This is a genomic window from Lysobacter sp. N42 (assembly GCF_004344885.1).
In genome coordinates this window covers 1-26,076 of the sequence record NZ_SKFB01000037.1, presented here as the reverse complement: position 1 = coordinate 26,076, position 26,076 = coordinate 1, and the positions used below count along the sequence as shown (strand labels likewise).

Below are 26,076 nucleotides of genomic sequence, written 5' to 3'. Positions count from 1 at the left end.
GGCTCATCGATCGAGCAGCCCGCGGTAGCCCGCCACGCCCAGCCGCCGCATCGTCGCGATGTTGCGCTCGACGATCGCGTCCGGATCCGGGAACGCGGCGACGGCGCGCTCGATGCTGGCCTCGCGCAGCAGGTGCAGCATCGGGTAGGGCGAGCGGTTGGTGCAGTTGGCCGCGTCGTCGGCCGCCTCGCCGGCGAACACGTAGTTCGGGTGGAAGCTCGCCACCTGGATCTCGCCGCGCAGCCCGAGGCGGTCGATGCAGGCGTCGGCCTCGTCGAGGAAATCGTTGTAGTCGAGGAAGTCCTGCAGCACGTGCGGGTGCACGATCAGCGTGGTGTCCAGCAGCGCGGGGTCGGCATCGCGCAGGCGTTCGAGCTCGGCTTCCAGCACCGGCACCAGCGCGGCCGGCGTCGTCGCCTCGGCCAGCACGTAGCGGATCTGGCGCTTGACATGCACCGACTTGGCGAACGGGCACAGGTTCAGCCCGATCACGGCGCGCTCGAGCCAGCGCCGGGTGGCGGCGATCGGCTCGGGCTCGTGCGTCAGGTCGGCCATGGGCTCAGTCGCGGAAGTTGTCGAACTGCAGCGGGCGTTCGAACTCGGCACCGCGCAGCAGGGCGATCGCCGCCTGCAGGTCGTCGCGCTTCTTGCCAGTCACGCGCAGCTTGTCGCCGTTGATCTGGCTCTCGACCTTGAGCTTGGCGTCCTTGATCGCCGACTGGATCTTCTTGGCCAAGTCGCGCTCGATGCCCTGCTTGACCAGCACGGTCTGCCGCGCGCCGGCGAGGTTGGTGAGCACGTCCTTGAACTCCAGGCAGCGCACGTCGATGCCGCGCGCGATCAGCCGCGCGCGCAGGATGTCGGTCATCTGCTTGAGCTGGAAGTCGCTGGGCGCGGACAGGGTGATGGCCTCGCCCTCGTGCTCGAACTTCGCCTCCACGCCCTTGAAGTCGAAGCGCGTGGACAGCTCGCGGTTGGCCTGGTCGACCGCATTGGTCAGCTCGTGCGGGTTGACTTCCGAGACGATGTCGAACGAGGGCATGGCGCGCTCCGGTGCAAAGCGCACAGGATAAGCGCCGGCGCGTTGACCCGGCGCTCGCGGCGTCGCCCGCAGGCTGCCGGCATGCCCGTCCTGCTGCCCGTGCTGGTTCTCGTCGGCCTGTTCGCGGCCGCGCTGCTCATGTGGCCGCTCACGCTCTGGCGACGCGTGCGCCGCGGCCACCTGCGGCGGCGCGTGGTGCTCTGGCCCTTCCGCGCGCGGCGGCTGGCGCTGGCGCTCGGCCTGCTGGTGTTCCTCGCGATCGCGTTGCCGATGGCCGGCGGACCCGCCACGGACGCGGGGCGCGAGCTGCTGGCGGGCACCGCCGCCGGGCTGGGGCTGGGCCTGCTGGCCGCCGCGCTGGCGGGCGTCGACACGGTCGGCGGTGCGCTTCACCTGAGCCCCAACCGCTGGATGGTGCTGCTCGTGGCGCTGGTGCTGGTGGCGCGGCTGACGTGGATCGCGCGCGACTGGCTGGCCGGCGACGGCGATGCGCACCGGCACGCGGTCGCGCTCGGCGCCGCGCTGCTGGGCTTCGCCGCGGCGCATTCGGCGACCCTCGCGCGGCGGCTCTCGCGGGCGGCGGCTTGCGCGCGCGGGGCCGGGACCCCAACGTAGCGGGCCCGCACGCCGCCGATTCCCATGCCCGGTACCGAGAACCGCCCGCTGCGCGCCGCGGCGATGATGCTCCTGGCCGTCGCGTTCTTCTCGCTGATGGACGCCGGGCTCAAGCAGTTGTCCACGCATTACCCCGCCTTGCAGGTGGCGGCACTGCGCGGCGCGTCCTCGCTGCCCTTCGTGCTGGCCTGGGCGCTGGCGACGGCGGGCGCGCGGCCGCTGCTGCGCGTGCGCTGGTCGCTGCACCTGCTGCGCGGCGTGATCGGCATCGCGATGATGGCTTCGTTCGTCTACGCCCTGCGCACGCTGCCGTTGTCCACGGCCTACTCGATCTTCTTCGTCGCGCCCCTGCTGGTGACCGCGCTGTCGGTGCCGGTGCTGGGCGAGCGCGTGGGGCCGCGGCGCTGGGCGGCGATCGGCACCGGGCTGCTGGGCGTGCTGGTGCTGCTGCGGCCCACCGGCGAGGGGCTGCTGAGCCTGGCCGCGCTCGCGGTGCTGCTGTCGGCCGCCATGTACGCGGTCAGCGCCATCACCGTGCGGGTGCTGGCGCGCACCGATTCCACCCAGGCCATGATGGTCTGGCTGATGGCGATGATGGCCGGCGGCGCGGCGCTGCTGGCGCTGCCGGACTGGACGCCCGTGCGCGGCGAGCATGCCTGGCTGATCGTCGGCATCGGCGTGGGCGGCGCGCTGGGGCAGTACGCGGTCACCGAGGCCTTCCGCGTGGGCGAGGCCTCGATGGTGGCGCCGCTGGAGTACACGGCGCTGGTCTGGGGCGTGCTGCTGGACCTGGCGATCTGGGGGGTGCTGCCCGACGCGATCACCTGGCTGGGCGCGGCGATCATCGTCGGCAGCGGTCTCTACCTGCTGCGCCGCGAGCGCGCGCGGGGCGCGACCGCGCCGGACATCGTTACGACGCCGTAAAACCGACGGGCGGCCGGCCCGGCGCGCAGCCGCCTGCGCATGCTCCGCGCACCCCACACCGCGGAGCTCCGCCCCATGTCCCGCCTCGTCAAACCGCTTGCCGTCGCCGGGCTCGCGCTCGCCGTCGCCGCCCTCGTGCTCGCCGCCAGCAGCGTGCGCGCCACGCGCCCGGCGCCCGAGGCCGGCAACGCCGACCTCCTCCCCCCGCCCGCGCAGCTCCGGCTCAGCCGCGCCAGCAGCGGCCCGGTCGCGCCGGCGAGCGTGACGGTGGACCAGGTGGGCGACGTCGATTCCTTCGGCCGCAACCTCAGGTGGCTGGGCGTGACCAATGCCTTCATCACCCTGGCGCCCACCTGCGACCCCACGGATCCCACGCCCTGCCAGGCGCTGTCGCCCAGCCCGGCCAGCACGGCCTTCGACTTCACCGACACGGTGCGCATCGAGCTGCCGAAAAAGGCGACCAACTCGCTGTTCTGCTACTGGTTCTCGCCCGTGCTCACGGTGAACTGGCAGAACGCCACGGCCTCGCCGGTGGTCGGCCGGCTGGTGATCAACCCCACGCTCACCGTCGAGAACCCGGTGCTGGACGATCCCGCGCTCATCGACCCGGGCACCGGCGCGCCCTTCGGCGGGCGGCTGGAGACCGGCATGACCTCCTCCGAGCGCTTCGAGGTGCCGATGGCGCCCGGCGTGGCCTTCACCGAGCGCACGCGCGATTCCGCCGTCTGCATCGCCGGCTTCATCACCCGGCGCAACCTCATCGACGGCTACGGGCTCACGCCGGCGCAGGCCGACGAGTTCTTCAAGAAGCCCACCACCGTGAAGCTCAACGTGCGCGGCAGCGCGCAGCACGTGGGCTTCGCCTCGCTGGTCTTCGGGCTGCGCATCATCGGCGACTGACGCGCGCGGCGGGCCGCGGCGCGGGCGGCGGATCCTCCGCCGCCGCGCCGTAGCGCCGCTGGCAGGTCTCGCACCAGAACGCCCGGCGCTGCAGCCGGCCCAGGTGCCTGGCGTAGGCCAGCGGGCTGCCGTCGCGCGGGCAGGCCTTCTTCGCATGCACCTGCCAGTGCTGGCGCAGGGTGAATTCCTTCTTCCAGCGCAGGAAGTCGAAGCTGTAGGCGCGTGCCTCGCGGATCAGCTCGCCCAGCTTGCGCGGCGGCAGGTCGCCCACGCGCGTTTCGGGATGCACGCGGATGCGGTGCAGCACTTCGTTCTTGATGATGTTGCCCACGCCGGAGAACACGTCCTGGTCGAGCAGGGCGTCGGCGCAGATCGCGTCGGGCATGGCCTTGAGCTTGCGTCGCGCGGCGCGCGGATTCCATTCGTCTGCCATGACGTCGGCCGACCAGTCGTAGACCGAATCCAGCGGCTCGTCGATGTAGCGCACGGCGCTGGAGTAGAAGTTGAGCTCGCGCTTTCTCGTGAACGCCAGCGACAGCCGCACCGGCTTGTCCTTGCGCGCGTCGATGCACCAGCTGCCGAACATCAGCATGTGCACGCGCACGGCCACGTCGCCGAAGTCCATCAGGAAGTGCTTCCCCCAAGTGCGCACCGCGAGCAGCCGGCGGCCGCGCAGGCGCTCGAGGTCGATGCGCGTATTGCCCGTGGCCTCGCGCACCTTCAGCCCCACCAGCGGCTCGGCGGCCTCGCGCAGGATGACGAGCGACGGTCCCTCCGGCATGGCTCAGCGCCGCAGCGATTCGAGACTGCCCTGCAGCGCCGCGGCCAGCGCCGCGTCGCCGCTGACCAGGTCCGCCCAGCGCAGCTCCAGGCCCTTGCGCCGGCCCTTGGGCACCAGCCGCAGGCCATCGGGGTCGACGGTGAGCGTGTAGGCCTGGCCCTTTACGTCGACTTCGCGGCGCAGCGGGCCGTCGAGCTTGGTGGTCATGTCGCCTCCGCATGCATGGCCGCAGGCTAGCGGCCGTTGCGGGCAGGCGGCGTGAACCGCGGAGGCACCGCGCGGTAACGCACCGCCCACACGAAGACGGGCCCCGCAGGGCCCGTCGATCCAGCACGATCGCGGCGGCGTCAGAAGCGCGCGCCGATGCCGATGCCCACCACCACCGGGTTGGCCTCGACCTCGCCGGCCGGCGCGCCGTTGAGCTTGAGGTCCGAGGAGCCGTGCAGGTAGCGCACGTCGCCGCGCGCGAACCAGCGGTCGTTGAACTGCACGTCGGCGCCGACGGTGGCCATCGGCCCCTTCGCGGTCTCGATGCCCACGCGCTGGCCCGAGAACGCGCCGCCGGCCTGTGCCGACTCGTCGTCGAAGTTCATCTCGTAATAGCCCAGGCCCACGAACGGGCGCACGGTGCTCTGCGTGGTGCCGAAGTGGTACTGGCCACTCACGCCGTACGGCTGCGCATTGACGCTGCCGGCCTTGGCATCGCCGACCTTCACGCGGTGGCCGAACTTGTCGACCGCGCCCCAGGCCTCGATGGCCACGTTGTCGTTGACGTACCAGCTCGCGCCCAGGGTGGGGGCGACGTCGCCGTCGAGCCCGGCGCGCGCGCCCGTGGCGGTGGTGGCGTCGCCGGTCGGTTCGGAATGCGCCACGCCACCCACGATGGCGAAGCGCTTGCCGGCGGTGTCCGTCTGCTGCGCAAGGGCGACCGGCGAGACGGCGAGGGTGCCCAACAGGGCGAGAGAAAGAACAGACTTCATGGAGCCTCCGTGTAATCGTTTGCAATGCCCGGGAGGAGGGCGACTGCACCGTACCGCCCGCGTACTGAACCCTGCTTGCCTTGCGGACGGCTGCTTCCACATCCGCGCGACGCGGCGTTCGCTAGCCGCGTGTGACCGTCGCGTGCACCCGGCGCGGTTGGCGTGGCCACGCGCGCGGGTGAGAATGGCCCTCTTGCGCAATCTGCGGAGCCCTGCATGGCTGAGTTGAAGGAAGCACGCGTCCCCGACATCGGCGACTTCGACGGCGTGCCCGTGATCGAGCTGCTCGTTTCGGTCGGCGACACGGTGAAGGCCGACCAGGGCCTGGTCACGCTGGAGTCCGACAAGGCCACGATGGAAGTGCCCGCGCCGTTCGCCGGCGTGGTGCGCGAGCTGCGCGTCAAGCTGGGCGACAGGGTGGCCGAGGGGCACGTGGTGGCGATGATCGAGCCCGTCGGCGCCGACGCATCCGCAGGCACCGCGCCCTCGTCCGATGGCGGCCCATCCGCCGACACGGCGCAGGTCGCCACCCCGCCGGGGCAGCCGCGTGCGGCGGAGACGGCCACGCAGGTCGAGCCGGTCTCGACCTCGGGGCAGCCCGATCGCCTCGCCCGGCGCGAGATCGCCACGCATGCCGGCGGCGCGTCGCCGGTGCAGGCGCAGCCCGCACCCACGCCGGCCGCCCTGCCGCAGGTGCAGGCAGGCGCGGATGCGCCGCGTACGCCGCCGGTCACCTTCGACGCCAGCGAACTGCTGCCCGACAAGGTGCCCTACGCCAGCCCCGCCGTGCGCCTGTTCGCGCGCGAACTCGGCGTCGACCTCGCACGCGTGACCGGCTCGGCCCGCGGTGGCCGCATCACCAGGGAAGACGTACAGCAGCACGTCAAGCAGGTGATGCAGGGCGCGGCCGCGGCACCCGCGGCGGGCGCGGGCCCGGCGCTCGGCGGCGGCCTCAACCTGCTGCCCTGGCCGAAGGTCGATTTCGCCAGGTTCGGCGAGATCGAGACGCGCGAGCTCTCGCGCATCCAGAAGCTGTCGGGCGCGAACCTTGCGCGCAACTGGGCGATGATCCCGCACGTCACGCAGCACGACGATGCGGACATCACCGAGCTCGAGGCCCTGCGCGTCTCGCTCAACGAGGAATACGCCCGCGCCAAGGATCCGACCAAGCTCACGATGCTCGCCTTCCTGATGAAGGCCTCGGTGGCCGCGCTGAGGAAGTTCCCGACGTTCAACGCCTCGCTGGACGCGACCGGCGAGAACCTCGTGCTCAAGAAGTACTTCCACATCGGTTTCGCCGCCGACACGCCCAATGGCCTGGTCGTGCCGGTAATCCGCGACGTCGACCGCAAGGGCATCGCGCAGATCGCGCAGGAGATGGCGGAGCTCGCGAAGAAGGCGCGCGACGGCAAGCTCGGCCCGGCCGACATGAGCGGCGGGTGCTTTTCGATCAGCTCGCTCGGCGGCATCGGCGGCACCAAGTTCACGCCGATCGTCAACGCGCCGGAAGTCGCGATCCTCGGCGTCTCCAAGTCCGCGATCCGCCCGGTGTGGGACGGTGCGGCGTTCCAGCCGCGCCTGATCCTGCCGCTCTCGCTGTCCTACGACCACCGCGTGATCGATGGCGCCGCGGCCGCGCGGTTCACCGCCTACCTCGCGCAGCTGCTGGGCGACATGCGGCGCGTCCTGCTCTGACGATGGCGCAGGGCGCGACCGCGCGACTCGACGCCGCCGGCGACCGCGTGCGCGACGTCGCCGAGGACGGCTGGCAGGGCCTGCAGCCCCTGCTGGACTACGCGCTGGTGCGCGTGGCCGGGCTCGACCTGAGCGTGGGCGAGCTGGCCGCCGCGCTGCTGCTGCTGGCCATCGCGTTCTTCGGCTCGCGGCTGGCCTCCCGCGCCCTGTGCCGCTTCGGCGAGCGGCGCGGCGCGGATGCCGCGGCGGTCTACACGATGAGCCGGGTGCTGCGCTACACGCTGATGGTGATCGGCGTGCTGCTGGCGCTGGAGGTGGCGGGCATCCCGATCACCCGGTTCGCGGTGTTCGCCGGTGCGCTGGGCGTGGGCCTGGGCTTCGGCCTGCAGGCGATCTTCAACAACTTCGTCTCCGGCCTGATCCTGCTCTTCGACCGCTCGATCAAGGTCGGCGACTTCGTCGAGCTCGAATCCGGCGTGCACGGCGTGGTGCGCGACATCAAGATCCGCGCCACGCGGATCATGACCAACGACAACCTCAACATCCTCGTGCCCAACTCCGAGTTCGTGAGCGGGCGCGTCGTCAACTGGACGCTGCTGGAGACCACGCGTCGCCTGCACGTCGCGTTCGGCGTCGCCTACGGCACCGACAAGGAACTGGTCAAGCGCGCGGCGCTGGAGGCCGCGCACGAGGTGCCCTTCACCCTCGCCCAGGACGGCCCGCGCGGTCCGCAGGTCTGGCTGGTCGGCTTCGGCGACAGCTCCCTCGACTTCGAGCTGGTGGTGTGGATCAACGCCGACGCCACCAAGCGCCCGTCGGCGGTGAAGGCCGCCTACTACTGGGCCCTGCACACCGCGCTGGTCCGGCACGGCGTCGAACTGCCCTTCCCGCAGCGCGACCTCAACCTGCGCAGCGCCTTCGGCCACGCCGGCCCGGCCGCGCTCGCGCTGCTGCGCGGGGAAGCGGTGCCGCTGGAGCCTGCAGACGAGCCCGAGGCGCCACCGCCCACCGAGTCCGAGCGCGCCGCGCTCGCCGAGAACGATGCGCAGCACGACGTCGAACGTGAGGTGCTCGAAGAACCCCCCGTCGAGCCGCGCGCCGCGGCCGACGCCCAGAGAAACGAGGAACGCTGATGGCCCGCCAGATCGAAGTGAAAGTCCCCGACATCGGTGACTTCGACGCCGTGCCCGTGATCGAGCTGCTGGTCGCGGTCGGCGACCGCGTCGCCAGGGACCAGGGCCTGGCCACGCTGGAGTCGGACAAGGCGACGATGGAGGTGCCCTCGTCCGACGCCGGCATCGTGCGCGAGCTGCGAATCAAGGTCGGCGACAGGGTGGGCGAGGGCGCGGTGATCGCCATCCTCGAAGCCGAAGGCGAGGAACAGGCACCCCCGGTCGCGCAGGGTGCCGCCTCGTCGCCCGCGCCGGCCCCTGCGCCCGCGGCGGCTCCCGCAGGCGCGGGAGCATCGACGCCCGCCCGTGGCGCACAGGCGGCCGCGGCCGCGCCTGCAACCGGCCGCAAGGCCGACATCGAATGCCGCATGCTCGTGCTCGGCGCCGGCCCCGGCGGCTACACCGCCGCCTTCCGTGCCGCCGATCTCGGGCTCGATACCGTGCTCGTGGAGCGTCATGCCAGCCTCGGTGGCGTCTGCCTCAACGTCGGCTGCATCCCCTCGAAGGCGCTGCTGCACGCGGCCGCCGTCATCGACGAGGCGGCGCACGCGAAGGACTACGGCATCGACTTCGGCGCACCGAAGATCGAGCTCGCCGCCCTGCGCGCCTACAAGGAGAAGGTCGTCGGCCAGCTCACCAGGGGCCTGGCGGGGATGGCGAAGCAGCGCAAGGTGCGCGTGGTGCAGGGCATCGGCCGTTTCGTCTCGCCGAACGAGCTCGAGGTGCAGGCCGATTCCGGCGCGCGGCTGATCCGGTTCGAGCAGTGCATCATTGCCGCGGGCTCGCAGGCGGTGAAGCTACCGAACTTCCCCTGGGGCGACGCGCGCATCATGGATTCGACCGACGCGCTCGAACTGGCCGAAGTGCCGAAGTCGCTGCTCGTGGTGGGCGGCGGCATCATCGGCCTGGAGATGGCGACGGTGTACCGCGCGCTGGGCTCGCAGGTCACCGTGGTCGAGCTCGGCGCGCAGCTGATGCCCGGCGCCGATACCGATCTGGTCAAGCCGCTCGCCGACCGCCTGAAGAAGCAGGGCGTCACCGTGCATCTCAACGTCAAGGCCGCGGGCGTGGAGGCGACGGATGCCGGCATCCGCGTGAGCTTCGAGGCGATGCAGGCCGGCGGTGGGGCGCCCACAGCGCAGACCTTCGACCGCGTCCTCGTCGCCGTCGGCCGCAGCCCCAACGGCGCGAAGATCGGCGCCGAGGCCGCCGGCGTGCAGGTCGGCGAGCGCGGCTTCATTCCGGTCGACCGGCAGATGCGCACCAACGTGCCGCACATCTTCGCCATCGGCGACATCGTCGGTAACCCGATGCTCGCCCACAAGGCGACGCACGAGGGCAGGCTCGCCGCGGAAGTCGCCGCGGGCGAGAAGCGCGAATGGGTCGCGCGCGTGATCCCGTCGGTGGCCTACACCGACCCGGAGATCGCCTGGGTCGGCGTCACCGAGACCGAGGCGAAGGCCAGGGGCCTGAAGGTCGGCGTCGGCAAGTTCCCGTGGGCCGCGAGCGGCCGCGCCATCGGCCTCGGCCGCACCGAGGGCTTCACCAAGCTCGTGTTCGACGAGGCCACGCACCGCATCATCGGCGGCGGCATCGTCGGCGTGCATGCGGGCGACCTCATCGCCGAGGTGGCGCTCGCGATCGAGATGGGCGCGGAGGTCGCCGACATCGGCATGACGATCCACCCGCATCCCACGCTGAGTGAGTCGGTGGGCATGGCCGCCGAAGTCTTCGAAGGCACGATCACCGACCTCTACATCCCGAAGCGCAAGTAAGGCATCGGGGCGCGCATCGACGTCCAGCGGTCGTCGATACGACATGCGCCGGCGACGTGCGACGGCGCCGCGCCGCGGGTGCGCCCGCCCGCGGCGGTGGAATGCGGGCGATGACGTGCGCTCGCGCCTGCGGTGAAAAGTGAAGCCCCGGCAGGGCCGGGGCTCGGGCCCGCCGCGTCGCGGCGGTCGACGAGGAGAACGTCGCGCCGGGGCAGGCATGGGCTGGGACCGGCCGCCGGCGCGAAGGTTCCCCGCCGCTCAGGCCGCCACCGTGGCCGACTGTGCTGCGCGCCGTTCGAGGCGCCGCCAGGCGCGCTCGTGGACGTGGAAGGCCACCGTATTGCAGGCCGGCTCGACCAGGGCCATGACGCCCCCGACGAGCAGGCTGCCGGTGAACAGGTAGCCCAGCGTGAAAGCGACGGCGAAATGGATCGCCGCGAAGCTCATGGTCTTTCGCATGCCCGGCTCCGCAATCAGGAACGGTTCTCATTCTGCCGCGCAGGATGCGCAGGTCCAGTTGATTGTCCGATTCCTTCCGATCGATGCGGTCAATCGTGCGCGGCGGGCCGGCCGGCCCGCGTGAGGTTCCGCGGTTGCCCGGAATTTCCACGCGGCCTATACTTCCGCGGCTCCCCAGGGCGCTTTTCGCGCTCGACCCCGACCAACGAGACCTTCGTGCAGCCGTCCTTGTCAGTCGCCCGCCGCACCGCGGTGCGCGCGTCCGCCTGGCAGGCCGTCGCGGTCCTCGTGCTGGCCGTGGTCTTCGGTCTGGCGGCGGGCCCCGCGCATGCGGCGGGTGTCCTGGTCGGCGGATTCGCGATGGTGCTGGGGAGCGCGCTGGCGGCCTGGTTCATGGTCGGCGGCGGCGTCAACCCGGCCGGGGTGGTGCTGGGGCGATGGTTCCTCGGAATGGTCGCCAAGTGGCTCCTCGTGCTGGTCGCCCTGTGGCTGGGGCTGGCGGTCTGGCGCGTCCCCGCGCTGCCGCTGCTCGCCGGCCTGGTGGTGGCGCTGCTCGCCCATGTGATCGCGTCGACGCGCCGCCCCCGCAGTACGCGCTGATTCGACTTCCCGGAGTTCCAAGACACATGGCGTCCGAAACGGAACTGACCCCGACCAGCTACATCCAGCACCACCTGCAGAACCTCACCGCGCCGGTGGGCGAGGGCGGCGGTTTCTGGACGCTGCACGTCGACACGCTGGTGATGGCGCTGCTGATGGGCGCGCTGATGGTCTTCATGTTCTGGCTGGCCACGCGCCGTCCCACGGCCGGCGTGCCGGGCAAGTGGCAGGCCTTCGTCGAGATCATGCTCGAGTTCGTCGACCGCCAGGCCAAGGACACCTACCACGGCAAGAGCAAGCTGGTCACGCCGATCGCGATCACGCTGTTCTTCTGGATCCTCCTGATGAACCTCATCAAGATGATCCCCGCCGATTTCATCGCCAAGCCGCTGGAGCTCGTCGGCGTCCACTACTGGAAGCCGGTGCCCACCGCCGACGTCAACGCCACGCTCGGCATGTCGATCAGCGTCTTCTTCCTGATGCTGTTCTTCTCGCTCAAGGCCAAGGGCCTGGGCGGCTTCACCCACGAGTTCCTGACCGCGCCGTTCGGCAAGTGGATGATGCCCTTCAACCTCATCCTCAACATCGTCGAATGGCTCTCCAAGCCGGTTTCGCTCGCGATGCGACTGTTCGGCAACATGTTCGGCGGCGAGATCGTCTTCCTGCTGATCTGGGTCCTCGGCGGCGCCGGCATCCTCGGCGCGCTCGCCGGCGGTGCGTTCGGCCTCGGCTGGATGCTGTTCCACCTGCTGGTCATCCCGCTGCAGGCCTTCATTTTCATGATGCTGTCGATCGTCTACCTGAGCCTGTCGGAAGACGCGCACTGACGGCTCCGCGTCCGCTTTCGCTTTCCCCTTCACCCTTTCGCTAACCAGCGCACTACCCCGGAGAGAACCATGGAATCCTTCCTCTACAACCTCGCCCAGGTCGAAGCTTCCACCGCCCTGGCCATCGGCATCATGATCGGCCTCGCCGCGCTCGGCGCCGGTATCGGTCTGGCCATCATGGCCGGCAAGTTCCTCGAGTCCGCCGCGCGCCAGCCGGAGCTGATCCCGGTCCTGCAGGTGCGCATGTTCATCACCGCCGGCCTGATCGACGCCGCGTTCATCATCACGGTCGCCGTCGCGCTGCTGCTGGCCTTCGCGAACCCGCTGTCGGGCCGCGTCGTCGCCAACAACACGGCTCCGGCCGCTGCCGCTGCCCAGTAATCCGGGCACGAGTGCCGCGGGCACCCGCCCGCGGCACGGTGGTCACGCAGGCGCGCCGCGCCTCGCCGTCCCCTCCAGGCAGAGCGTCAGCAGATGAACATCAACCTCACCCTATTCGCCCAGGCGCTGGCCTTCGCAGGCCTCATCTGGATCATCGCGACCAAGATCTGGCCGCCGCTTCTCCGTGCCATCGAGGAGCGCCAGCAGAAGATCGCCGAGGGCCTGGCCGCGGCCGACAACAGCCAGAAGGCGCTCGAGCAGGCCCAGGCCAGCGCGGACGCCGTCGTGCGCGAGGCGCGCCTGAAGGCCAACGAGATCATTGAGCAGGCGCACCAGCGCGCCAACCAGATCGTCGAGCAGGCGCATTCGGAGGCGGTGGCCGAGGCCAATCGCCAGAAGGAGCTCGCCCAGGCGGAGATCGCCTCGGCCAGCAACCGCGCCCGCGAGGAGCTGCGTGCGCAGGTCGCCACGCTCGCCGTCGCCGGCGCCGAGAAGGTGCTGCGCCGCGAGATCGATCCTGCCGCGCACCGCGCGCTGCTCGACGAGCTGGCCACCCAGCTCTGACGGAGACGCTTCGATGAGCCAGGCCCTGACCCTCGCCCGTCCCTACGCCCGCGCCGCGTTCAGCGCCGCGCGTGACGAAGGCCGCGTCCAAGCGTGGTCGGACGCGCTGGCCTTCGCGGCCCGCGTGGCCGCCGATCCGCAGGCGCAGGCGGTGCTGAAGCATCCGCAGCTGTCGGCGGAGAAGGCGGCGCAGCTGCTGTCGATCGAGGGCGCCGACGCCGCGGTCGCGCGCTTCTTCCGCATGCTGGCCGACAACCGCCGCCTCGAACTGCTGCCGGAAATCGCCGGCCTGTTCGAGCAGCTGCGCGCGGACGCCGAGCGCGTCGTCAAGGCGCGCGTCACCTCCGCGGCGCAGCTGGGTGACGCCGACCTCGCCGCCATCCGCGAGGGCCTGCGCCGCCGCTTCGGCCGCGAGGTCGAGCTGGAGACCGCGATCGACGCCTCGCTCATCGGTGGCGCGGTCATCGACGCCGGCGACGTCGTCATCGACGGCAGCGTGCGCGGCAAGCTCGAGCGCCTGCAGTCGGCGCTGGCCGCCTAAGCCACGAATTCATCTACTCCCGGGCCCCGGCCCGGAACCAGGGAAGCTCCCATGCAGAACACGCTCAACCCGTCCGAAATCAGCGAACTGATCAAGACCCGCATCGAGCAGGTCGGTCTGGCCGCCGAAGCCCGCAACGAGGGCACCGTGACCTCCGTGTCCGACGGCATCGTCCGCATCTTCGGCCTGGCCGACGTGATGCAGGGCGAGATGATCGAGCTGCCGGGCAATACCTATGCGCTCGCGCTGAACCTCGAGCGCGACTCCGTCGGCGCCGTGGTCCTGGGTGACTACGAGCACCTGCGCGAGGGCGCCGTGGCCAAGACCACCGGCCGCATCCTCGAGGTGCCGATCGGCCCGCAGCTGCTGGGCCGCGTGGTCAATGCGCTGGGCGAGCCGATCGACGGCAAGGGCCCGCTGGGCGCCACGATGTCGGCGCCGGTCGAGCGCGTCGCGCCGGGCGTCATCTGGCGCAAGTCGGTCGACCAGCCGGTGCAGACCGGCTACAAGTCGGTTGACTCGATGATCCCGATCGGCCGCGGCCAGCGCGAGCTGATCATCGGCGACCGCCAGACCGGCAAGACGGCGATGGCCGTCGACACGATCATCGCGCAGAAGGGCACGGGCATTAAGTGCATCTACGTCGCGATCGGCCAGAAGAACTCGACGGTCGCGAACGTGGTCCGCCGCCTGGAAGAGCATGGCGCGCTCGACCACACGATCGTGGTCGCCGCGACGGCTTCGGAGTCGGCCGCGATGCAGTACATCGCCGCCTACGCCGGCTGCACCATGGGCGAGTACTTCCTCGACCGTGGCCAGGACGCGCTGATCATCTACGACGACCTGTCCAAGCACGCCGTCGCCTACCGCCAGATCTCGCTGCTGCTGCGCCGCCCGCCGGGCCGCGAAGCCTACCCGGGCGACGTCTTCTACCTGCACTCGCGCCTGCTCGAGCGCGCCGCGCGCGTGTCGGAGGAGTACGTCGAGAAGTTCACCGGCGGCGAAGTGAAGGGCCAGACGGGCAGCCTGACCGCGCTGCCGATCATCGAGACGCAGGCGGGCGACGTGTCCGCGTTCGTCCCGACGAACGTCATCTCCATCACCGACGGCCAGATCTTCCTCGAGACCGACCTGTTCAACGCGGGCATCCGCCCGGCCGTGAACGCCGGTATCTCGGTCTCCCGCGTCGGTGGCGCCGCACAGACCAAGATCATCAAGAAGCTCTCGGGCGGCATCCGCATCTCGCTGGCGCAGTACCGCGAGCTGGCGGCGTTCGCGCAGTTCGCCTCCGACCTCGACGAGGCGACCCGCAAGCAGCTCGAGCGCGGCCAGCGCGTCACCGAGCTGATGAAGCAGAAGCAGTACTCCCCGCTGCCGATCGCGCTGCAGGCCCTCTCGATCTACGCGGTGAACGAGGGCTACCTCGACGACGTGCCGGTGGGCAAGATCGGCGCCTTCGAGGCGGGCCTGCACGCCCACTTCGTCAACACGCAGGGCGAGCTGGCCACGCGCATCAACCAGACCGGTGCGTGGGACGACTCGATCGAGGGCACCTTCAAGCAGGTGATCTCGGAGTTCAAGCAGACCGGGTCCTGGTAAGGACCCGGCGGGATTCGGGATTAGGGATTCGTCACAGCGGTTCATCGCGATCGGGCCGGGTATCGCTTCTGCGAATCCCCAATCCCGCATCCCGAATCCCGCGAGCGGAGCGAGTATCAGATGGCAGGCGGACGCGAAATCAAATCGAAGATCAAGAGCGTGCAGAACACCCGCAAGGTGACGCGCGCGCTGGAGATGGTCTCCGCCTCGAAGATCCGCAAGGCGCAGGACCGCATGAAGACCTCGCGCCCCTATGCGCGGGTGATGAAGCAGGTGATCGGCCACCTCGCGCAGGCGAGCGGCGACTACCGCCATCCGTACATGGTCGAGCGCCCGGACGTGAAGCGCGTCGCCTACGTGATCGTGTCGAGCGACCGCGGCCTGGCCGGCGGCCTCAACAACAACATGTTCCGCAAGCTGATCGGCGAGTTCCGCCGCTGGCAGGAGCAGGGCGTCGAGGTCGACGTGGTCACGATCGGCCAGAAGGCCTCGGTGTTCTTCCGCCGCCTGAAGGTGAACATGACCGCCTCGGTCACGCACCTGGGCGACGTGCCCAAGCTCGAGCAGCTCATCGGCGTGATCAAGGTGGTGCTGGACGCCTACGAGGCCGGCCAGGTCGACCGCGTCTTCGTCTGCTACAACCACTTCGTCAACACGATGTCGCAGCAGGCCACGTTCGACCAGCTGCTGCCGCTGCCGCCGGCGTCGACGAAGGTCGCCCCGCACGACTGGGACTACATCTACGAGCCGGACGCGCCGACGGTCCTCGACCACGTGCTGCAGCGCTACATCGAGGTGCTGGTCTACCAGGCGGTGCTCGAGAACGTGGCCTCCGAGCACGCCGCGCGCATGGTGGCGATGAAGGCCGCGAGCGACAACGCGACCAAGCTGATCGGCACGCTCAACCTCATCTACAACAAGGCCCGCCAGGCCGCGATCACCCAGGAAATCTCGGAGATCGTCGGCGGCGCCGCCGCAGTCTGATCACCGCTGAGCGCGTCGCCCGCGCTCGCCTCCATCGAATCGACTTACCAAGGAAACACCCATGAACGCTCAGGTCTCTCCCAGCACCACGGGCACCGTCGTCCAGATCATCGGCGCGGTCGTCGACGTCGAGTTCCCGCGCAACGCGGTGCCGAAGGTCTACGACGCGCTCAGGATCGAGGGCACGGCGATCACGCTGGAAGTCCAGCAGCAGCTGGGCGACGGCGTCGTGCGCACGATCGCGCTCGGTTCGACCGACGGCCTGAAGCGCGGCCTCGTCGCCACCAACACCGGCCGCGCCATCGCGGTGCCGGTGGGCACCGGCACGCTGGGCCGCATCATGGACGTGCTCGGCACGCCGATCGACGAGGCCGGCCCGGTGCAGGCCACGGACTTCTGGGAAATCCACCGCCAGGCCCCGTCCTACGAGGACCAGTCCTCGGCGACCGACCTGCTCGAGACCGGCATCAAGGTCATCGACCTGATGTGCCCGTTCGCCAAGGGCGGCAAGGTCGGCCTGTTCGGCGGCGCCGGCGTCGGCAAGACCGTCAACATGATGGAGCTCATCAACAACATCGCGAAGGCGCACTCGGGCCTGTCCGTGTTCGCCGGCGTGGGCGAGCGTACCCGCGAGGGCAACGACTTCTACCACGAGATGAAGGACTCCAACGTCCTCGACAAGGTCGCGATGGTCTACGGCCAGATGAACGAGCCGCCGGGCAACCGCCTGCGCGTCGCGCTGACCGGCCTGACGATGGCCGAGTACTTCCGCGACGACAAGGACCCGGCCACCGGCAAGGGCCGCGACGTGCTGCTGTTCGTCGACAACATCTACCGCTACACGCTGGCCGGTACCGAAGTGTCGGCGCTGCTCGGCCGCATGCCGTCGGCGGTGGGTTACCAGCCGACGCTGGCCGAGGAGATGGGCGTGCTGCAGGAGCGCATCACCTCGACCAAGACCGGCTCGATCACCTCGATCCAGGCCGTGTACGTGCCCGCGGACGACCTGACCGACCCGTCGCCGGCGACCACGTTCGCCCACCTCGACGCGACCGTCGTTCTGAGCCGTAACATCGCCTCGCTGGGCATCTACCCGGCGGTCGACCCGCTCGACTCGACCTCGCGCCAGCTCGACCCGAACGTCATCGGCGCCGAGCACTACGACGTCGCCCGTCGCGTGCAGGCCACGCTCCAGAAGTACAAGGAGCTCAAGGACATCATCGCGATCCTGGGCATGGACGAGCTGTCGGAAGAAGACAAGCAGGCCGTCTCGCGCGCGCGCAAGATCGAGCGCTTCTTCTCGCAGCCCTTCCACGTGGCCGAGGTGTTCACCGGCTCGCCGGGCAAGTACGTGCCGCTCAAGGACACCATCCGCGGCTTCAAGATGATCGTCGACGGCGAGTGCGACCACCTGCCGGAGCAGGCGTTCTACATGGTCGGCGGCATCGAGGAAGCCTTCGAGAAGGCCAAGAAGATCGGCGCGTAAGCGCCGAGCTTCCGGGACTTGAGATTCGGGATTAGGGATTCGGAAAAGCGGGTCGTTCGCGGTGGGGTGGGAGTCGCTTTCGCGAAGCCCGAAACCCCGATCCCGAATCCCGTCCGAGCAGAGCGAGGACACCCATGGCATCCACCATCCGTTGCGACATCGTCAGCGCCGAGCAGGAGATCTACAGCGGCGACGCCGAACTGGTCGTCGCGACCGGCGAGCTGGGCGAGCTCGGCATCGCGCCGAAGCATGCGCCGCTGATCACGCGCCTGAAGCCGGGCAAGGTCGTCGTGACCCTGCCGGGCGGCGAACGCCTGGACTTCGCCATCTCCGGCGGCATCCTCGAGGTGCAGCCCAGCGTGGTGACGGTGCTGGCCGACACGGCCATCCGCGCCGAGGACATCGACGAGGCCGCGGTGCGTGCCGCCAAGGCCGAGGCCGAGCGCATCCTCGCGCAGAAGGACCCGAAGATGTCGCTGGAGGAGGCCCAGGCCCAGCTGGCCATGTCGATCGCACAGCTGTCGGCGCTCGAGCGCCTGCGCAAGAACCTCAAGCACTGAGCGCCCGGCGCAGGGTCGCAGTCAGGACGCCGGCCTCGCGCCGGCGTTCCTGCTTTCGGGTTCCGGGGCAGGGCCGCGGCAGGGAGAAGGAAGCGGAGGTCGCGCTGCCGCGTCCGCGCGCGCAGGGAACGGCTGATTCCCTATCGCCGGTATACCCAGTGCCGCGACAGCGCGAATCCCACCAGGCCGAGCATCAGCTCGACCGCGGGCTTGGCCAGCCAGGCCCACTGCAGGCCGACCGCGTCGTCGATGCTCGCGAGCATCCAGGTGCTGGCGATGGTCGTGCCGATCCAGAGAAGCCCGAACCGCGCGAGCTGGCGGTGGCCGATGCCCGTGCCGTCGCCGGCGAAGGTGATGCGGCCGTTGAGCCAGAAGCCCAGGGTCGCGCCCGTGACGCGTCCGGCCAGGTTGGCCGTCTCCACCGCCAGGCCGGCGTTGCTGAGCGCCACCATCACGGCCCAGTCGAGCAGCCACTGCAGCAGCCCGATGGCGAGATAGTGGCGGCCTTGGCGGGTCAGGCTCATCGGGTCGTCCGGGGCGGCAACGCCCACCACTCTACGTCAGCGACCGTTACCACCCGGTCAGCGCCGAGGCGCTCGAGCGCCGCAGCCCGCGCCGGAGCCAGCGTGGAGCGCCGGAACACGATGTGGCGCACGCCTTCTTCCCGGATCACGCGTGCCCATGCCGCGCCGCCCGCATCGGGATCGGCCGCGCGCGCGGCCGCGTGCAGTCGCGGCGCGTACCACTCGGCGGTGCGCCCTGCGCCGGCCAGTTCCGCATGCGTCGCACCGGTGAAGTCGAGCACCGTCTCGCCGGGATACCGCCTGCGCAGCTGCTGGTAGACGAGCCGCTCGGGCACGTAGCGTTCGAACAGCGGCGCGTCCTGCCCCAACGCGGCCAGGCTGCGCCGCACGCCGCCGGTGCGCAGCATCCAGCCCGAGTTCGCGGCATAGGCGAGGTCGACCACCACGAGGGCGGCGAGAACCGCGAGCGCGGCGCGGCGTGGCAACGCGACCTGCAGCGCGGCCACCGCGGGCGGGACGAGCAGCGCAAGTCCCGGAACCGCGTAGCGCGCGTACGGGAGGATGGCGAGCGGCAGGGCGATCGCCACCAGTGCGGCGGCCGTCATCCAGCGGGTGCGCCGGCGGACCAGCGCGAGGAGCGTCGCGCCCGCCAGCATGGGCAGCGCGAAGCCGAAGCCCCCGTTCCAGCCCTCGACATGTGCGGACGTGGCGAAAGTCAGCCACCAGGGCAGCGCCAGCGGTGCGTCCGTGGTCCAGCGCGCGTCGTGGAACGCGATCGCCGGGAACGCGGGGGACCGGAACACGTCGTTGAGCAGCGGCAGGACGGGATTGCCCGCCACCGCCCAGGCGTAGGCATAGCTCGATCCGCCAACGGCGGCCGCGAGTCCGACGGACGCGAGCAGGCCGGACGGGTGCGCCCGCCACTGCGCGCGCCAGCGCCAGGCGGCGAGGGCTGCCAGCCCGAGCGCGCTGGCCGGGTGGGTGAGCTTGAGTCCCGCGAGCAAGCCGGCCAGCACGCCGAAGACCAGCACACCGCGTGGCGGCGCGTCGCGTTCGGATACCAGGCAGGCCAGCAGGGTGAGGACGGCCGCCGCGGCCAGTTCGGTCTGCATGCCACCGAGCAGGGTGGCGAACGTCGGGAGGGTGGCGACCGTCGCCATGGCCGCCCAGCGGAACGCCGGCGTCGCGCCGTGCTGGCCCGCCAGCCGCCACGCGCCCGCGCACAGCACGAACAGCCAGGCCAGGTTCACCGGCCCGCGCGCCTCGGCCCGCGCGACGACCTGCGCGATCGCATGCACGACGTCGCCGGCCCAGGGGGCGAGCGCCCATGCCTGGTGGGTCGGATCCAGCGCATAGCGCCCGTGCTCGAGGAGCTGCCAGGGCAGCCCCAGGTGGTAGGCGAGGTCGTCGTACTGCATGGTCGGCAGCCAGGCGCCCGTCGAGGCCAGGCCCGCCGCGAGCACGCCCCATGCAGCGGCGCGCGGGGCCGCGTCCACCGCCTCCCGCCAGGCGGCCCGCGCGTGCAGCAGCGCCTCGCGAAGCGCGCGGCGGCGCAGTGCCACCAGGCCCGCGAGCAGCGGCAGGTACACCCAGGTGGAATGCAGCGCGACCGGCAGCAGCCAGCCGAGCGCGCCGGCCATCATCGCGATGCCGGTGGCGCCGGCGAGCAGCGGCCGCGCGGGCGTGCACAGCCAGCTTCCCGCGGCGACCGCGCCGGCTGCCAGCAGCAGCGTGGCCGACACGGGCAGCGGACCCCACATCAGCAGCGCCGCCGCGCCCCATACCACCGCGAGCGCGTCGGCACGGCGCCAGCCACGCCAGCGCGACAGCGCCCAGGCCAGCCCCGAGGCGATCAGCGCCAGTGCGAGCGCATCGAGCACGCGCGAGCGCGGCAGATCCACCCACGTGCGATGCGCGACGAAGCCTGCGACGAAGGCGAAGGCGCCGGCCAGGGCCAGGATCTGCATGCCCACGCGACGTGGGCGGACGGGGGAGGGAGCGGCCGGCACGCGCGGCATCCTAACAGCGGCCCGCTAGAATCCCCGGCGTCCCTTCCATCGACCGCATCATCCATGAGCGCTCCCCTGCACGTCGTCATCCTCGCCGCCGGCGAGGGCAAGCGCATGAAGTCGACGCTGCCCAAGGTGCTGCAGAAGGTCGCCGGCGTGCCGATGCTGCAGCACGTGGTCGACACCGCCCGGCTGCTGGGCGCGCGCGGCATCCACGTGGTCTACGGCCACCACGGCGACCAGGTGCGCGAGGCCTTCGAGGGGCAGGACGACATCGACTGGGTCGAGCAGAGCGTGCGCCTGGGCACCGGGCACGCCGTGCAGCAGGCGATGCCGCAGGTGGAGCAGGACGCGCGCGTGCTGCTGCTCTATGGCGACGTGCCCCTGATCCGTGCCGAAACGCTGCAGCGCCTTCTCGAAGCCGAAGGGCGCATCGCGATGCTCGCCACGGAACTCGAGGACCCGACGGGCTATGGCCGCGTGGTGCGCGATGCGGCAGGCAAGGTCGCGCGCATCGTCGAGCAGCGCGACGCCAGCGACGACGAGCGCGAGATCACCACCGTCAATACCGGCATCCTGGTCGCCGACGCCGAGCCGCTGCGGCGCTGGATCGCGCACCTGTCCAACGAGAACGCGCAGGGCGAGTACTACCTGACCGACGTGTTCGCCGCCGCGGCCGACGAGTTCAATGCCGCGGAGATCGTGCTGGTCGAGGATCCGCAGGAGGTCGAGGGCGCGAACGATCCCTGGCAGCTGGCGCAGCTCGAGCGCGCGCTGCAGCGACGCTGCGCGCAGGCGCTGTGCGTCGCCGGCGCACGCCTCGTCGATCCGGACCGCTTCGACCAGCGTGGCGTCGTGCGCGTGGGCATGGACGTGGAGATCGACGTGGACGTCATCCTCGAGGGCGAGGTCGAGCTAGGCGACGGCGTGCGCATCGGACCGTTCTGCAGGCTCAAGGACGTCAAGCTAGGCCCGGGCACGGAAGTACGCGCGCACTGCGATCTCGAGGGCGTGGTCGTCGAAGGCGCGGCGCAGATCGGACCCTTCGCCCGGCTGCGCCCCGGCACGGTGCTGGCCGACGGCGTGCACATCGGCAATTTCGTCGAGACCAAGAACACCCGCATGGGCGTGGCGAGCAAGGCGAACCACCTGGCCTACCTGGGGGATTCGGTGATCGGCACCAAGGTCAACGTGGGCGCCGGCACGATCACCTGCAACTACGACGGCGCGAACAAGTCGCGCACCACCATCGAGGACGAGGCCTTCATCGGCTCCAATTCCTCGCTGGTCGCGCCGGTCACCATCGGCCGCGGTGCGACGATCGGCGCAGGTTCCGTCATCACCCGCGACGCGCCGCCCGGCGAGCTCACGATCGCCCGCGCACGGCAGAGCACCATCGACGGCTGGCAGCGGCCCACCAAGCCGCCGAAGTAGCAACGGCGACCGCGGGGCGCAGTGCATGTAGCGCATCGCGTATCGCGCCACGGCGCCGGGAGCTAGACGGGCAGCGTCATCGAGACGCAGAGGCCGCCCCCGCTGCGGTTGGCGAGCGCCACGCGGCCGCCTGCGGAACGGTGGAGGCGACCGGCCGATCCTGGCCGGAGGTGTCGCGGATGCTCATGGTCGCTGCGGAGGAGGCGGCGCGGGCACCTGCCCGCATGCCCCGCTGAAGCACACACCGTGCCAACCGCCAAGTGCATGAATTGGCTGGATTTCGATGCCGGCGAACCTGTCCGGGCGGACACCCGGGCGTCCGCACGGGCCGGGCGGACGGCTACACTGGCGCGTCTCCAGCAGGAACGAAATCCATGTGCGGCATTGTGGGCGCGATCGCCGATCGCGACGTGGTTCCCGTCCTCATCGAGGGGCTCAAGCGGCTCGAGTACCGCGGCTACGATTCCGCGGGCATCGCGGTGGTCGATGGCGACGACGTGCGCCGCGTGCGCCGCACCGGTCGCGTGGCGGAGATGGAGAACGCCGCGCAGCAGGAGGACTTCCACGCCAGGCTGGGCATCGGCCACACGCGCTGGGCCACGCACGGCGGCGTCACCGAGACCAACGCGCATCCGCACATCTCCTTCGGCGAGCTCGCGGTGGTGCACAACGGCATCATCGAGAACCACGAGCAGCAGCGCGAGCGCCTGCGCGCCGACGGTTACGCCTTCGAATCGCAGACCGACACCGAGGTCATCGCGCACCTGATCCATCACTACCAGGCGCAGGGCCATGACCTGCTGGCGGCCGTGCAGTCGGCCGTGCGCGAGCTGCAGGGCGCCTACGCGATCGCCGTGGTCAGCAAGCGCGAGCCCGGCCGCCTGGTCGCCGCGCGCATGGGCTGCCCGCTGCTGGTGGGGCTGGGCGAGGGCGAGAACTTCGTGGCCAGCGACGTCTCGGCCATCGTGCAGGCCACGCGCCGGGTGATCTTCCTCGAGGAGGGCGACACCGCCGAGGTGACGCGCGAGGCCGTGCGCGTGTTCGATGCCTCGGGCACCGCGGTCGACCGCGACGTGCATGTTTCCGACGTCTCGCTGGCTTCGCTGGAGCTCGGCCCCTACCGGCACTTCATGCAGAAGGAGATCCACGAGCAGCCGCGCGCCGTGGCCGACACCCTCGAGGCGCTGATGGACAGCGGCGCGTTCACGCCCGCACTGTTCGGCCGCGAGGCCGAGCAGGTGCTGCGCGACGTCGAGGGCGTGCAGATCCTGGCCTGCGGCACCAGCTACTACGCCGGCCTGACCGCGCGCTATTGGATTGAGTCCATCGCGAAGCTTCCCTGCAGCGTCGAGATCGCCAGCGAGTACCGCTACCGCGAGGCGCATGCGAATCCGAAGAACCTGATCGTCACCATTTCGCAGTCGGGCGAGACGCTCGACACGATGGAGGCGCTGAAGTACGCGAAGTCGCTCGGCCACGACAGGACGCTGTCGATCTGCAACGTGCCCGAGAGCGCGATCCCGCGCGCCAGCCGGCTGGTCTACTACACCCGCGCCGGCGCGGAGATCGGCGTGGCCTCGACCAAGGCCTTCACCACCCAGCTGGTCGCACTGTTCACGCTGACGTGCACGCTGGCGAAGCTGCGCGGCGTGCTGGATGCGGCGCAGGAGGCCGCCTACCTCGACGCGCTGCGCCAGCTGCCCGGTACCGTGCAGCACGCGCTCAACCTCGAGCCGCAGGTGGCGGTGTGGAGCGAGCGCTTCGCGCCCAAACAGCACGCGCTGTTCCTGGGCCGCGGCATGCACTACCCGATCGCGCTGGAAGGCGCGCTCAAGCTCAAGGAAATCTCCTACATCCACGCCGAGGCGTATCCGGCGGGCGAGCTCAAGCACGGCCCGCTGGCGCTGGTGGACGAGGCCATGCCGGTGGTCGTCATCGCACCCAACGACGCGCTGCTGGAGAAGGTGAAGTCCAACATCCAGGAAGTGCGCGCGCGCGGCGGCGAGATGTTCGTGTTCGCCGATGCCGACAGCCACTTCGGCGAATCCGAACAGGTGCACGTGATCCGCACCCCGCGCAATGCGGGCGTGCTCTCGCCCATCGTGCACGCGATCCCGGTGCAGCTGCTGGCCTACCACGCCGCCCTGGCGCGCGGCACCGACGTGGACAAGCCGCGCAACCTGGCGAAGGCGGTCACGGTCGAGTGAGCCCCGGCGCCTGAGTGGTTCATCCCCGCCGCCTGGCGGGGCTTGAGGTCGGCGGCGCGGCCTGCCTACAGTCGAAGCCGTCCGGGCCGATAGCCCGGGCATGCCCCGTGGCGCCTCGCGCCCGTGCGAGGTCCATCGGGCGGCATCGATGCGGGGGTGGACATGGGGACGTTTCGACAGGGCGCGCCCGCCGAACTCTGGCAGGCGCTGGTGCACGACGCCGGGGAGCGCGCCGGCTGCGCACTGGATGAATCGCGCGAGAGCTACCTGGTGTTCGTGCTGCTGCGCCATCAGCGCGACGGACAGCTCCTCGGCCGCACGCAGGCGCTGGACTGGTTGCATGCGCAGTCGCTCGCCGGCAGCCCGCGCGAGGAGGCGCTGCGCGACGTGGGCGATCGCTGCCTGCTCATCGCAGGCCTGTACCCCGCGCTCGCCGAGCGCCGCCGGGTGACCGTGGACTACTTCACCGAACTCGGCCGCGGCGCCTACCTGTCCATCGCGGAGGCGGGCCGCTCGGCCTATGCGGCGCTGTTCTCGCAACTGGCGGCGAGCTACGCGGACCTGGTGTGCATACTGCGTGCGGTGCGGGTGGATGCGCGCCTGCTGCCGGTCATGCCCATGGATCCGCGGCGCCACTGAGCGTCCGGCGGGCCCGGGTCGACGGCGGGCGGCGGGGCCGCCTCGTGCCGGTCCGGCGCGGCTTCAGGCCGAAGGCGCGCGCGGCTCGCCTTCGACGGCGCCCTGCGGCGGTGCGCCGAAGGTCACGATCACGTCCGACGGCGCCGGCATGCGGCCTCGCGCGGGCAGCCGGGCCACCTCGGCCTGCGCGAGCGCGGCCAGCTCGGCCCGCCGCGTGGCGTCCACCTGCTGCCAGTGGCAGCCCATCAGGGCGCCCTCGAGCGCGTAGAGCAGGTTGAGCGAAGGCCGGAAGCCGGCGCGCTTGACGCGCATGTACGCCTCCAGCGAGCCCACCGCCGCCAGGTCCTCGTGCGTGCGCAGGCCTACCTGGCGGAGCCAGGCCCCGGACTTGGCGCCGATGTTGAGCATCCGGGCAGGCGCGGTCGTCATGGCTCAGGCCAGGCTGTCGAGAAAGGCGCGTGCCAGCGCTTCCAGCCCGTGCTGGTCGTCCTCGTCGAAGCGGTCGGGCTCCGGGCTGTCGAGGTCGAAGACGCCGACCAGGCTGCCGTCGGCGGCGACCAGGGGCACCACCAGCTCCGAGCGCGAGGCCGAATCGCAGGCGATGTGGCCGGGGAAGGCGTGCACGTCGGGCACGCGCTGGGTTTGCCGCGTGGCCGCGGCCGCGCCGCAGACGCCCTTGTCCAGCGGGATGCGCACGCAGGCCGGCAGGCCCTGGAAGGGGCCTACGACCAGTTCGGTGCCGTCGAAGAAGTAGAAGCCCACCCAGTTGAGCGCGGGCAGCGCGTGGTAGACCAGCGCCGAGAGGTTGGCGGCATTGGCGATGCGGTCGCGCTCGCCGTGCATGAGGCCGCGGGCCTGCTCGAGCAGCTGCGCGTACTGCTCCGGCTTGCTGCCGGTGAGGGCGGTGGCGGTGAACGTCATGCGCGGCAGTCTAGCAGCGCGCACCGCGCGCCCCGGCGGCCGGCCAGGCACGCAGCGTCCCGCGCGCGGGGGCGGTGGCGGGGCCGGTTCGAGTCGACGGATGGAACAGCAGCGCACGACTTCCGGCAGGGTTGCGGTGGCGGCGGCATGGGTAAACTGCCCGGTACAGAATTTCCCCCGGAGAGCCGCATGCGCCGCATTGCGCTGGTATCGCTGTTGCTGATCGCCGGAGCGGGCCTGGTGGCCTGCGACGGCGGCAAGGCCGAGGGCGGCGGGCCTGGTGGCGCCCCCGCGGGCGGTCCGCCCGGCGGCATGCAGCTGCCCGTGGAGACCGTCACCCTCGCGCCTAGGGCCTGTTAACACTATCGCAACGATTCGACGATCAGTGCGAAGTGGATGAAGGCCGCGAACATGACGTCGAGCTTGTCGAAGCGGCTGAAGATGCGGCGGAACCCTT

28 protein-coding genes and 2 pseudogenes are annotated in these 26,076 nt (G+C 70.9%); 19 read left to right on the top strand and 11 right to left on the bottom strand.

Going from position 1 to position 26,076, the window contains the following annotated elements:
• Positions 1–3 precede the first annotated feature (3 nt).
• The gene (locus EYQ95_RS22350; RefSeq protein WP_132330709.1) at positions 4–555 is read right to left on the bottom strand and encodes a DUF1415 domain-containing protein; all 552 of its coding nucleotides are present in this window, start codon (positions 553–555) and stop codon (positions 4–6) included.
• Positions 556–559: 4 nt separating this feature from the next.
• Positions 560–1,042, bottom strand: a complete 483-nt coding sequence (locus tag EYQ95_RS22345) for a YajQ family cyclic di-GMP-binding protein (RefSeq protein ID WP_132330707.1) — start codon at positions 1,040–1,042, stop codon at positions 560–562.
• Between the two features lie 81 nt (positions 1,043–1,123).
• Here EYQ95_RS22345 and EYQ95_RS22340 point away from each other — a divergent pair, with 81 nt between their 5' ends.
• From EYQ95_RS22340 to EYQ95_RS22330, 3 genes are all read left to right on the top strand, one after another.
• Positions 1,124–1,657 carry a hypothetical protein gene (locus EYQ95_RS22340; RefSeq protein WP_132330705.1) on the top strand — a complete coding sequence of 178 codons (534 nt, stop codon included), beginning with the start codon at positions 1,124–1,126 and terminating at the stop codon, positions 1,655–1,657.
• A 24-nt stretch (positions 1,658–1,681) separates the two neighbouring features.
• Positions 1,682–2,581, top strand: coding sequence for a DMT family transporter (locus EYQ95_RS22335; RefSeq protein WP_132330703.1), 900 nt, complete (start codon positions 1,682–1,684; stop codon positions 2,579–2,581).
• A 75-nt stretch (positions 2,582–2,656) separates the two neighbouring features.
• Entirely contained in the window at positions 2,657–3,481 is an 825-nt protein-coding gene (locus EYQ95_RS22330) for a hypothetical protein (RefSeq protein ID WP_132330701.1), read from the top strand.
• Here EYQ95_RS22330 and EYQ95_RS22325 read toward each other — a convergent pair.
• The 3 genes from EYQ95_RS22325 to EYQ95_RS22315 form a co-directional block, all read right to left on the bottom strand.
• Positions 3,468–4,262, bottom strand: a complete 795-nt coding sequence (locus EYQ95_RS22325; protein WP_132330699.1) for a DNA-formamidopyrimidine glycosylase family protein — start codon at positions 4,260–4,262, stop codon at positions 3,468–3,470. The genes EYQ95_RS22330 and EYQ95_RS22325 overlap by 14 nt on opposite strands.
• A gap of 3 nt (positions 4,263–4,265) precedes the next feature.
• Positions 4,266–4,469 carry a hypothetical protein gene (locus tag EYQ95_RS22320; RefSeq protein WP_132330697.1) on the bottom strand — a complete coding sequence of 68 codons (204 nt, stop codon included), beginning with the start codon at positions 4,467–4,469 and terminating at the stop codon, positions 4,266–4,268.
• A gap of 140 nt (positions 4,470–4,609) precedes the next feature.
• Positions 4,610–5,242 carry an OmpW family protein gene (locus EYQ95_RS22315; protein WP_132330695.1) on the bottom strand — a complete coding sequence of 211 codons (633 nt, stop codon included), beginning with the start codon at positions 5,240–5,242 and terminating at the stop codon, positions 4,610–4,612.
• A gap of 144 nt (positions 5,243–5,386) precedes the next feature.
• Between EYQ95_RS22315 and EYQ95_RS22310 the strand changes: the two are divergent.
• The 3 genes and pseudogenes from EYQ95_RS22310 to lpdA all read left to right on the top strand — a co-directional run.
• Positions 5,387–6,937 (top strand): annotated as a pseudogene (locus EYQ95_RS22310) (dihydrolipoyllysine-residue acetyltransferase); the annotation flags it as partial.
• A gap of 2 nt (positions 6,938–6,939) precedes the next feature.
• Positions 6,940–8,070, top strand: coding sequence for a mechanosensitive ion channel family protein (locus EYQ95_RS22305; RefSeq protein ID WP_132330691.1), 1,131 nt, complete (start codon positions 6,940–6,942; stop codon positions 8,068–8,070).
• Positions 8,070–9,884, top strand: a complete 1,815-nt coding sequence (lpdA, locus tag EYQ95_RS22300; protein WP_132330689.1) for a dihydrolipoyl dehydrogenase — start codon at positions 8,070–8,072, stop codon at positions 9,882–9,884. Before EYQ95_RS22305 ends, lpdA begins: the two co-directional genes overlap by 1 nt.
• 258 nt (positions 9,885–10,142) lie before the next feature.
• Here the strand turns inward: lpdA and EYQ95_RS22295 are convergent, their stop codons facing one another.
• Positions 10,143–10,343, bottom strand: a complete 201-nt coding sequence (locus EYQ95_RS22295; protein ID WP_132330687.1) for a DUF2061 domain-containing protein — start codon at positions 10,341–10,343, stop codon at positions 10,143–10,145.
• Positions 10,344–10,559: 216 nt separating this feature from the next.
• Between EYQ95_RS22295 and EYQ95_RS26920 the strand changes: the two genes are divergently transcribed.
• From EYQ95_RS26920 to EYQ95_RS22250, 9 genes are all read left to right on the top strand, one after another.
• A complete protein-coding gene (locus tag EYQ95_RS26920; RefSeq protein WP_243700041.1) occupies positions 10,560–10,943 on the top strand; it encodes an ATP synthase subunit I in 384 nt (127 codons plus the stop codon).
• A 26-nt stretch (positions 10,944–10,969) separates the two neighbouring features.
• Positions 10,970–11,770 (top strand): F0F1 ATP synthase subunit A, encoded by an 801-nt coding sequence (gene atpB, locus EYQ95_RS22285; RefSeq protein ID WP_132330683.1) that lies wholly within the window; start codon positions 10,970–10,972, stop codon positions 11,768–11,770.
• Positions 11,771–11,839: 69 nt separating this feature from the next.
• Positions 11,840–12,151 (top strand): F0F1 ATP synthase subunit C, encoded by a 312-nt coding sequence (atpE, locus tag EYQ95_RS22280; RefSeq protein ID WP_132330681.1) that lies wholly within the window; start codon positions 11,840–11,842, stop codon positions 12,149–12,151.
• Between the two features lie 93 nt (positions 12,152–12,244).
• On the top strand, positions 12,245–12,715 hold the full coding sequence (locus tag EYQ95_RS22275) for a F0F1 ATP synthase subunit B (protein ID WP_132330679.1): 471 nt from the start codon (positions 12,245–12,247) through the stop codon (positions 12,713–12,715).
• A 13-nt stretch (positions 12,716–12,728) separates the two neighbouring features.
• Positions 12,729–13,256, top strand: coding sequence for a F0F1 ATP synthase subunit delta (locus EYQ95_RS22270; protein WP_132330677.1), 528 nt, complete (start codon positions 12,729–12,731; stop codon positions 13,254–13,256).
• Between the two features lie 51 nt (positions 13,257–13,307).
• Positions 13,308–14,855, top strand: coding sequence for a F0F1 ATP synthase subunit alpha (gene atpA, locus EYQ95_RS22265; RefSeq protein WP_132330675.1), 1,548 nt, complete (start codon positions 13,308–13,310; stop codon positions 14,853–14,855).
• 120 nt (positions 14,856–14,975) lie between these two features.
• Positions 14,976–15,839: a F0F1 ATP synthase subunit gamma gene (gene atpG, locus EYQ95_RS22260; RefSeq protein WP_132330673.1), complete on the top strand. Its 864-nt coding sequence runs from the start codon at positions 14,976–14,978 to the stop codon at positions 15,837–15,839.
• A 61-nt stretch (positions 15,840–15,900) separates the two neighbouring features.
• On the top strand, positions 15,901–17,325 hold the full coding sequence (atpD, locus tag EYQ95_RS22255; RefSeq protein WP_132330671.1) for a F0F1 ATP synthase subunit beta: 1,425 nt from the start codon (positions 15,901–15,903) through the stop codon (positions 17,323–17,325).
• Positions 17,326–17,459: 134 nt separating this feature from the next.
• Complete coding sequence (locus EYQ95_RS22250; protein ID WP_132330669.1) at positions 17,460–17,885, top strand: F0F1 ATP synthase subunit epsilon; 426 nt, start codon at positions 17,460–17,462, stop codon at positions 17,883–17,885.
• Between the two features lie 140 nt (positions 17,886–18,025).
• On the opposite strand, the gene EYQ95_RS22245 is transcribed toward EYQ95_RS22250, so the two are convergent.
• A complete protein-coding gene (locus EYQ95_RS22245) occupies positions 18,026–18,409 on the bottom strand; it encodes a GtrA family protein (protein ID WP_132330667.1) in 384 nt (127 codons plus the stop codon).
• Positions 18,406–20,376, bottom strand: coding sequence for a hypothetical protein (locus EYQ95_RS22240; RefSeq protein ID WP_132330665.1), 1,971 nt, complete (start codon positions 20,374–20,376; stop codon positions 18,406–18,408). The genes EYQ95_RS22245 and EYQ95_RS22240 overlap by 4 nt, the downstream gene beginning before the upstream one ends.
• Before the next feature lie 105 nt (positions 20,377–20,481).
• Between EYQ95_RS22240 and glmU the strand changes: the two genes are divergently transcribed.
• The 3 genes from glmU to EYQ95_RS22225 all read left to right on the top strand — a co-directional run bounded on the left by glmU (position 20,482) and on the right by EYQ95_RS22225 (position 24,698).
• Positions 20,482–21,852, top strand: coding sequence for a bifunctional UDP-N-acetylglucosamine diphosphorylase/glucosamine-1-phosphate N-acetyltransferase GlmU (gene glmU, locus EYQ95_RS22235; protein ID WP_132330663.1), 1,371 nt, complete (start codon positions 20,482–20,484; stop codon positions 21,850–21,852).
• A gap of 374 nt (positions 21,853–22,226) precedes the next feature.
• Entirely contained in the window at positions 22,227–24,059 is a 1,833-nt protein-coding gene (gene glmS, locus EYQ95_RS22230; protein ID WP_132330661.1) for a glutamine--fructose-6-phosphate transaminase (isomerizing), read from the top strand.
• Positions 24,060–24,221: 162 nt separating this feature from the next.
• The gene (locus tag EYQ95_RS22225; RefSeq protein WP_132330659.1) at positions 24,222–24,698 is read left to right on the top strand and encodes a hypothetical protein; all 477 of its coding nucleotides are present in this window, start codon (positions 24,222–24,224) and stop codon (positions 24,696–24,698) included.
• Between the two features lie 63 nt (positions 24,699–24,761).
• On the opposite strand, the gene EYQ95_RS22220 is transcribed toward EYQ95_RS22225, so the two are convergent.
• Entirely contained in the window at positions 24,762–25,127 is a 366-nt protein-coding gene (locus tag EYQ95_RS22220; protein WP_132330657.1) for a TfoX/Sxy family protein, read from the bottom strand.
• Between the two features lie 3 nt (positions 25,128–25,130).
• Entirely contained in the window at positions 25,131–25,619 is a 489-nt protein-coding gene (locus EYQ95_RS22215; protein WP_132330655.1) for a GAF domain-containing protein, read from the bottom strand.
• Between the two features lie 189 nt (positions 25,620–25,808).
• Between EYQ95_RS22215 and EYQ95_RS26440 the strand changes: the two genes are divergently transcribed.
• On the top strand, positions 25,809–25,979 hold the full coding sequence (locus EYQ95_RS26440; RefSeq protein ID WP_165924824.1) for a hypothetical protein: 171 nt from the start codon (positions 25,809–25,811) through the stop codon (positions 25,977–25,979).
• 2 nt (positions 25,980–25,981) lie between these two features.
• On the opposite strand, the pseudogene EYQ95_RS22210 reads toward EYQ95_RS26440, so the two are convergent.
• Positions 25,982–26,076, bottom strand: a pseudogene (locus tag EYQ95_RS22210) (IS5/IS1182 family transposase); the annotation flags it as partial.

Excerpts from the sequence above, each read along its gene's own strand:
- EYQ95_RS22215 (WP_132330655.1), bottom strand. The coding sequence starts at position 25,619 with ATGACGTTCACCGCCACCGCCCTCACCGGCAGCAAGCCGGAGCAGTAC.
- EYQ95_RS22315 (WP_132330695.1), bottom strand. The coding sequence starts at position 5,242 with ATGAAGTCTGTTCTTTCTCTCGCCCTGTTGGGCACCCTCGCCGTCTCG.
- atpB (WP_132330683.1), top strand. The coding sequence starts at position 10,970 with ATGGCGTCCGAAACGGAACTGACCCCGACCAGCTACATCCAGCACCAC.
- EYQ95_RS22330 (WP_132330701.1), top strand. The coding sequence starts at position 2,657 with ATGTCCCGCCTCGTCAAACCGCTTGCCGTCGCCGGGCTCGCGCTCGCC.
- EYQ95_RS22270 (WP_132330677.1), top strand. The coding sequence starts at position 12,729 with ATGAGCCAGGCCCTGACCCTCGCCCGTCCCTACGCCCGCGCCGCGTTC.
- EYQ95_RS22275 (WP_132330679.1), top strand. The coding sequence starts at position 12,245 with ATGAACATCAACCTCACCCTATTCGCCCAGGCGCTGGCCTTCGCAGGC.
- atpD (WP_132330671.1), top strand. The coding sequence starts at position 15,901 with ATGAACGCTCAGGTCTCTCCCAGCACCACGGGCACCGTCGTCCAGATC.
- EYQ95_RS22305 (WP_132330691.1), top strand. The coding sequence starts at position 6,940 with ATGGCGCAGGGCGCGACCGCGCGACTCGACGCCGCCGGCGACCGCGTG.
- EYQ95_RS22245 (WP_132330667.1), bottom strand. The coding sequence starts at position 18,409 with ATGAGCCTGACCCGCCAAGGCCGCCACTATCTCGCCATCGGGCTGCTG.
- EYQ95_RS26440 (WP_165924824.1), top strand. The coding sequence starts at position 25,809 with ATGCGCCGCATTGCGCTGGTATCGCTGTTGCTGATCGCCGGAGCGGGC.
- EYQ95_RS22350 (WP_132330709.1), bottom strand. The coding sequence starts at position 555 with ATGGCCGACCTGACGCACGAGCCCGAGCCGATCGCCGCCACCCGGCGC.
- atpG (WP_132330673.1), top strand. The coding sequence starts at position 14,976 with ATGGCAGGCGGACGCGAAATCAAATCGAAGATCAAGAGCGTGCAGAAC.
- EYQ95_RS22240 (WP_132330665.1), bottom strand. The coding sequence starts at position 20,376 with ATGCAGATCCTGGCCCTGGCCGGCGCCTTCGCCTTCGTCGCAGGCTTC.
- EYQ95_RS22340 (WP_132330705.1), top strand. The coding sequence starts at position 1,124 with ATGCCCGTCCTGCTGCCCGTGCTGGTTCTCGTCGGCCTGTTCGCGGCC.
- EYQ95_RS22320 (WP_132330697.1), bottom strand. The coding sequence starts at position 4,469 with ATGACCACCAAGCTCGACGGCCCGCTGCGCCGCGAAGTCGACGTAAAG.
- glmS (WP_132330661.1), top strand. The coding sequence starts at position 22,227 with ATGTGCGGCATTGTGGGCGCGATCGCCGATCGCGACGTGGTTCCCGTC.
- lpdA (WP_132330689.1), top strand. The coding sequence starts at position 8,070 with ATGGCCCGCCAGATCGAAGTGAAAGTCCCCGACATCGGTGACTTCGAC.
- EYQ95_RS22335 (WP_132330703.1), top strand. The coding sequence starts at position 1,682 with ATGCCCGGTACCGAGAACCGCCCGCTGCGCGCCGCGGCGATGATGCTC.
- EYQ95_RS22325 (WP_132330699.1), bottom strand. The coding sequence starts at position 4,262 with ATGCCGGAGGGACCGTCGCTCGTCATCCTGCGCGAGGCCGCCGAGCCG.
- EYQ95_RS22250 (WP_132330669.1), top strand. The coding sequence starts at position 17,460 with ATGGCATCCACCATCCGTTGCGACATCGTCAGCGCCGAGCAGGAGATC.
- EYQ95_RS22220 (WP_132330657.1), bottom strand. The coding sequence starts at position 25,127 with ATGACGACCGCGCCTGCCCGGATGCTCAACATCGGCGCCAAGTCCGGG.
- EYQ95_RS22225 (WP_132330659.1), top strand. The coding sequence starts at position 24,222 with ATGGGGACGTTTCGACAGGGCGCGCCCGCCGAACTCTGGCAGGCGCTG.
- EYQ95_RS22295 (WP_132330687.1), bottom strand. The coding sequence starts at position 10,343 with ATGCGAAAGACCATGAGCTTCGCGGCGATCCATTTCGCCGTCGCTTTC.
- atpA (WP_132330675.1), top strand. The coding sequence starts at position 13,308 with ATGCAGAACACGCTCAACCCGTCCGAAATCAGCGAACTGATCAAGACC.
- EYQ95_RS22345 (WP_132330707.1), bottom strand. The coding sequence starts at position 1,042 with ATGCCCTCGTTCGACATCGTCTCGGAAGTCAACCCGCACGAGCTGACC.
- glmU (WP_132330663.1), top strand. The coding sequence starts at position 20,482 with ATGAGCGCTCCCCTGCACGTCGTCATCCTCGCCGCCGGCGAGGGCAAG.
- atpE (WP_132330681.1), top strand. The coding sequence starts at position 11,840 with ATGGAATCCTTCCTCTACAACCTCGCCCAGGTCGAAGCTTCCACCGCC.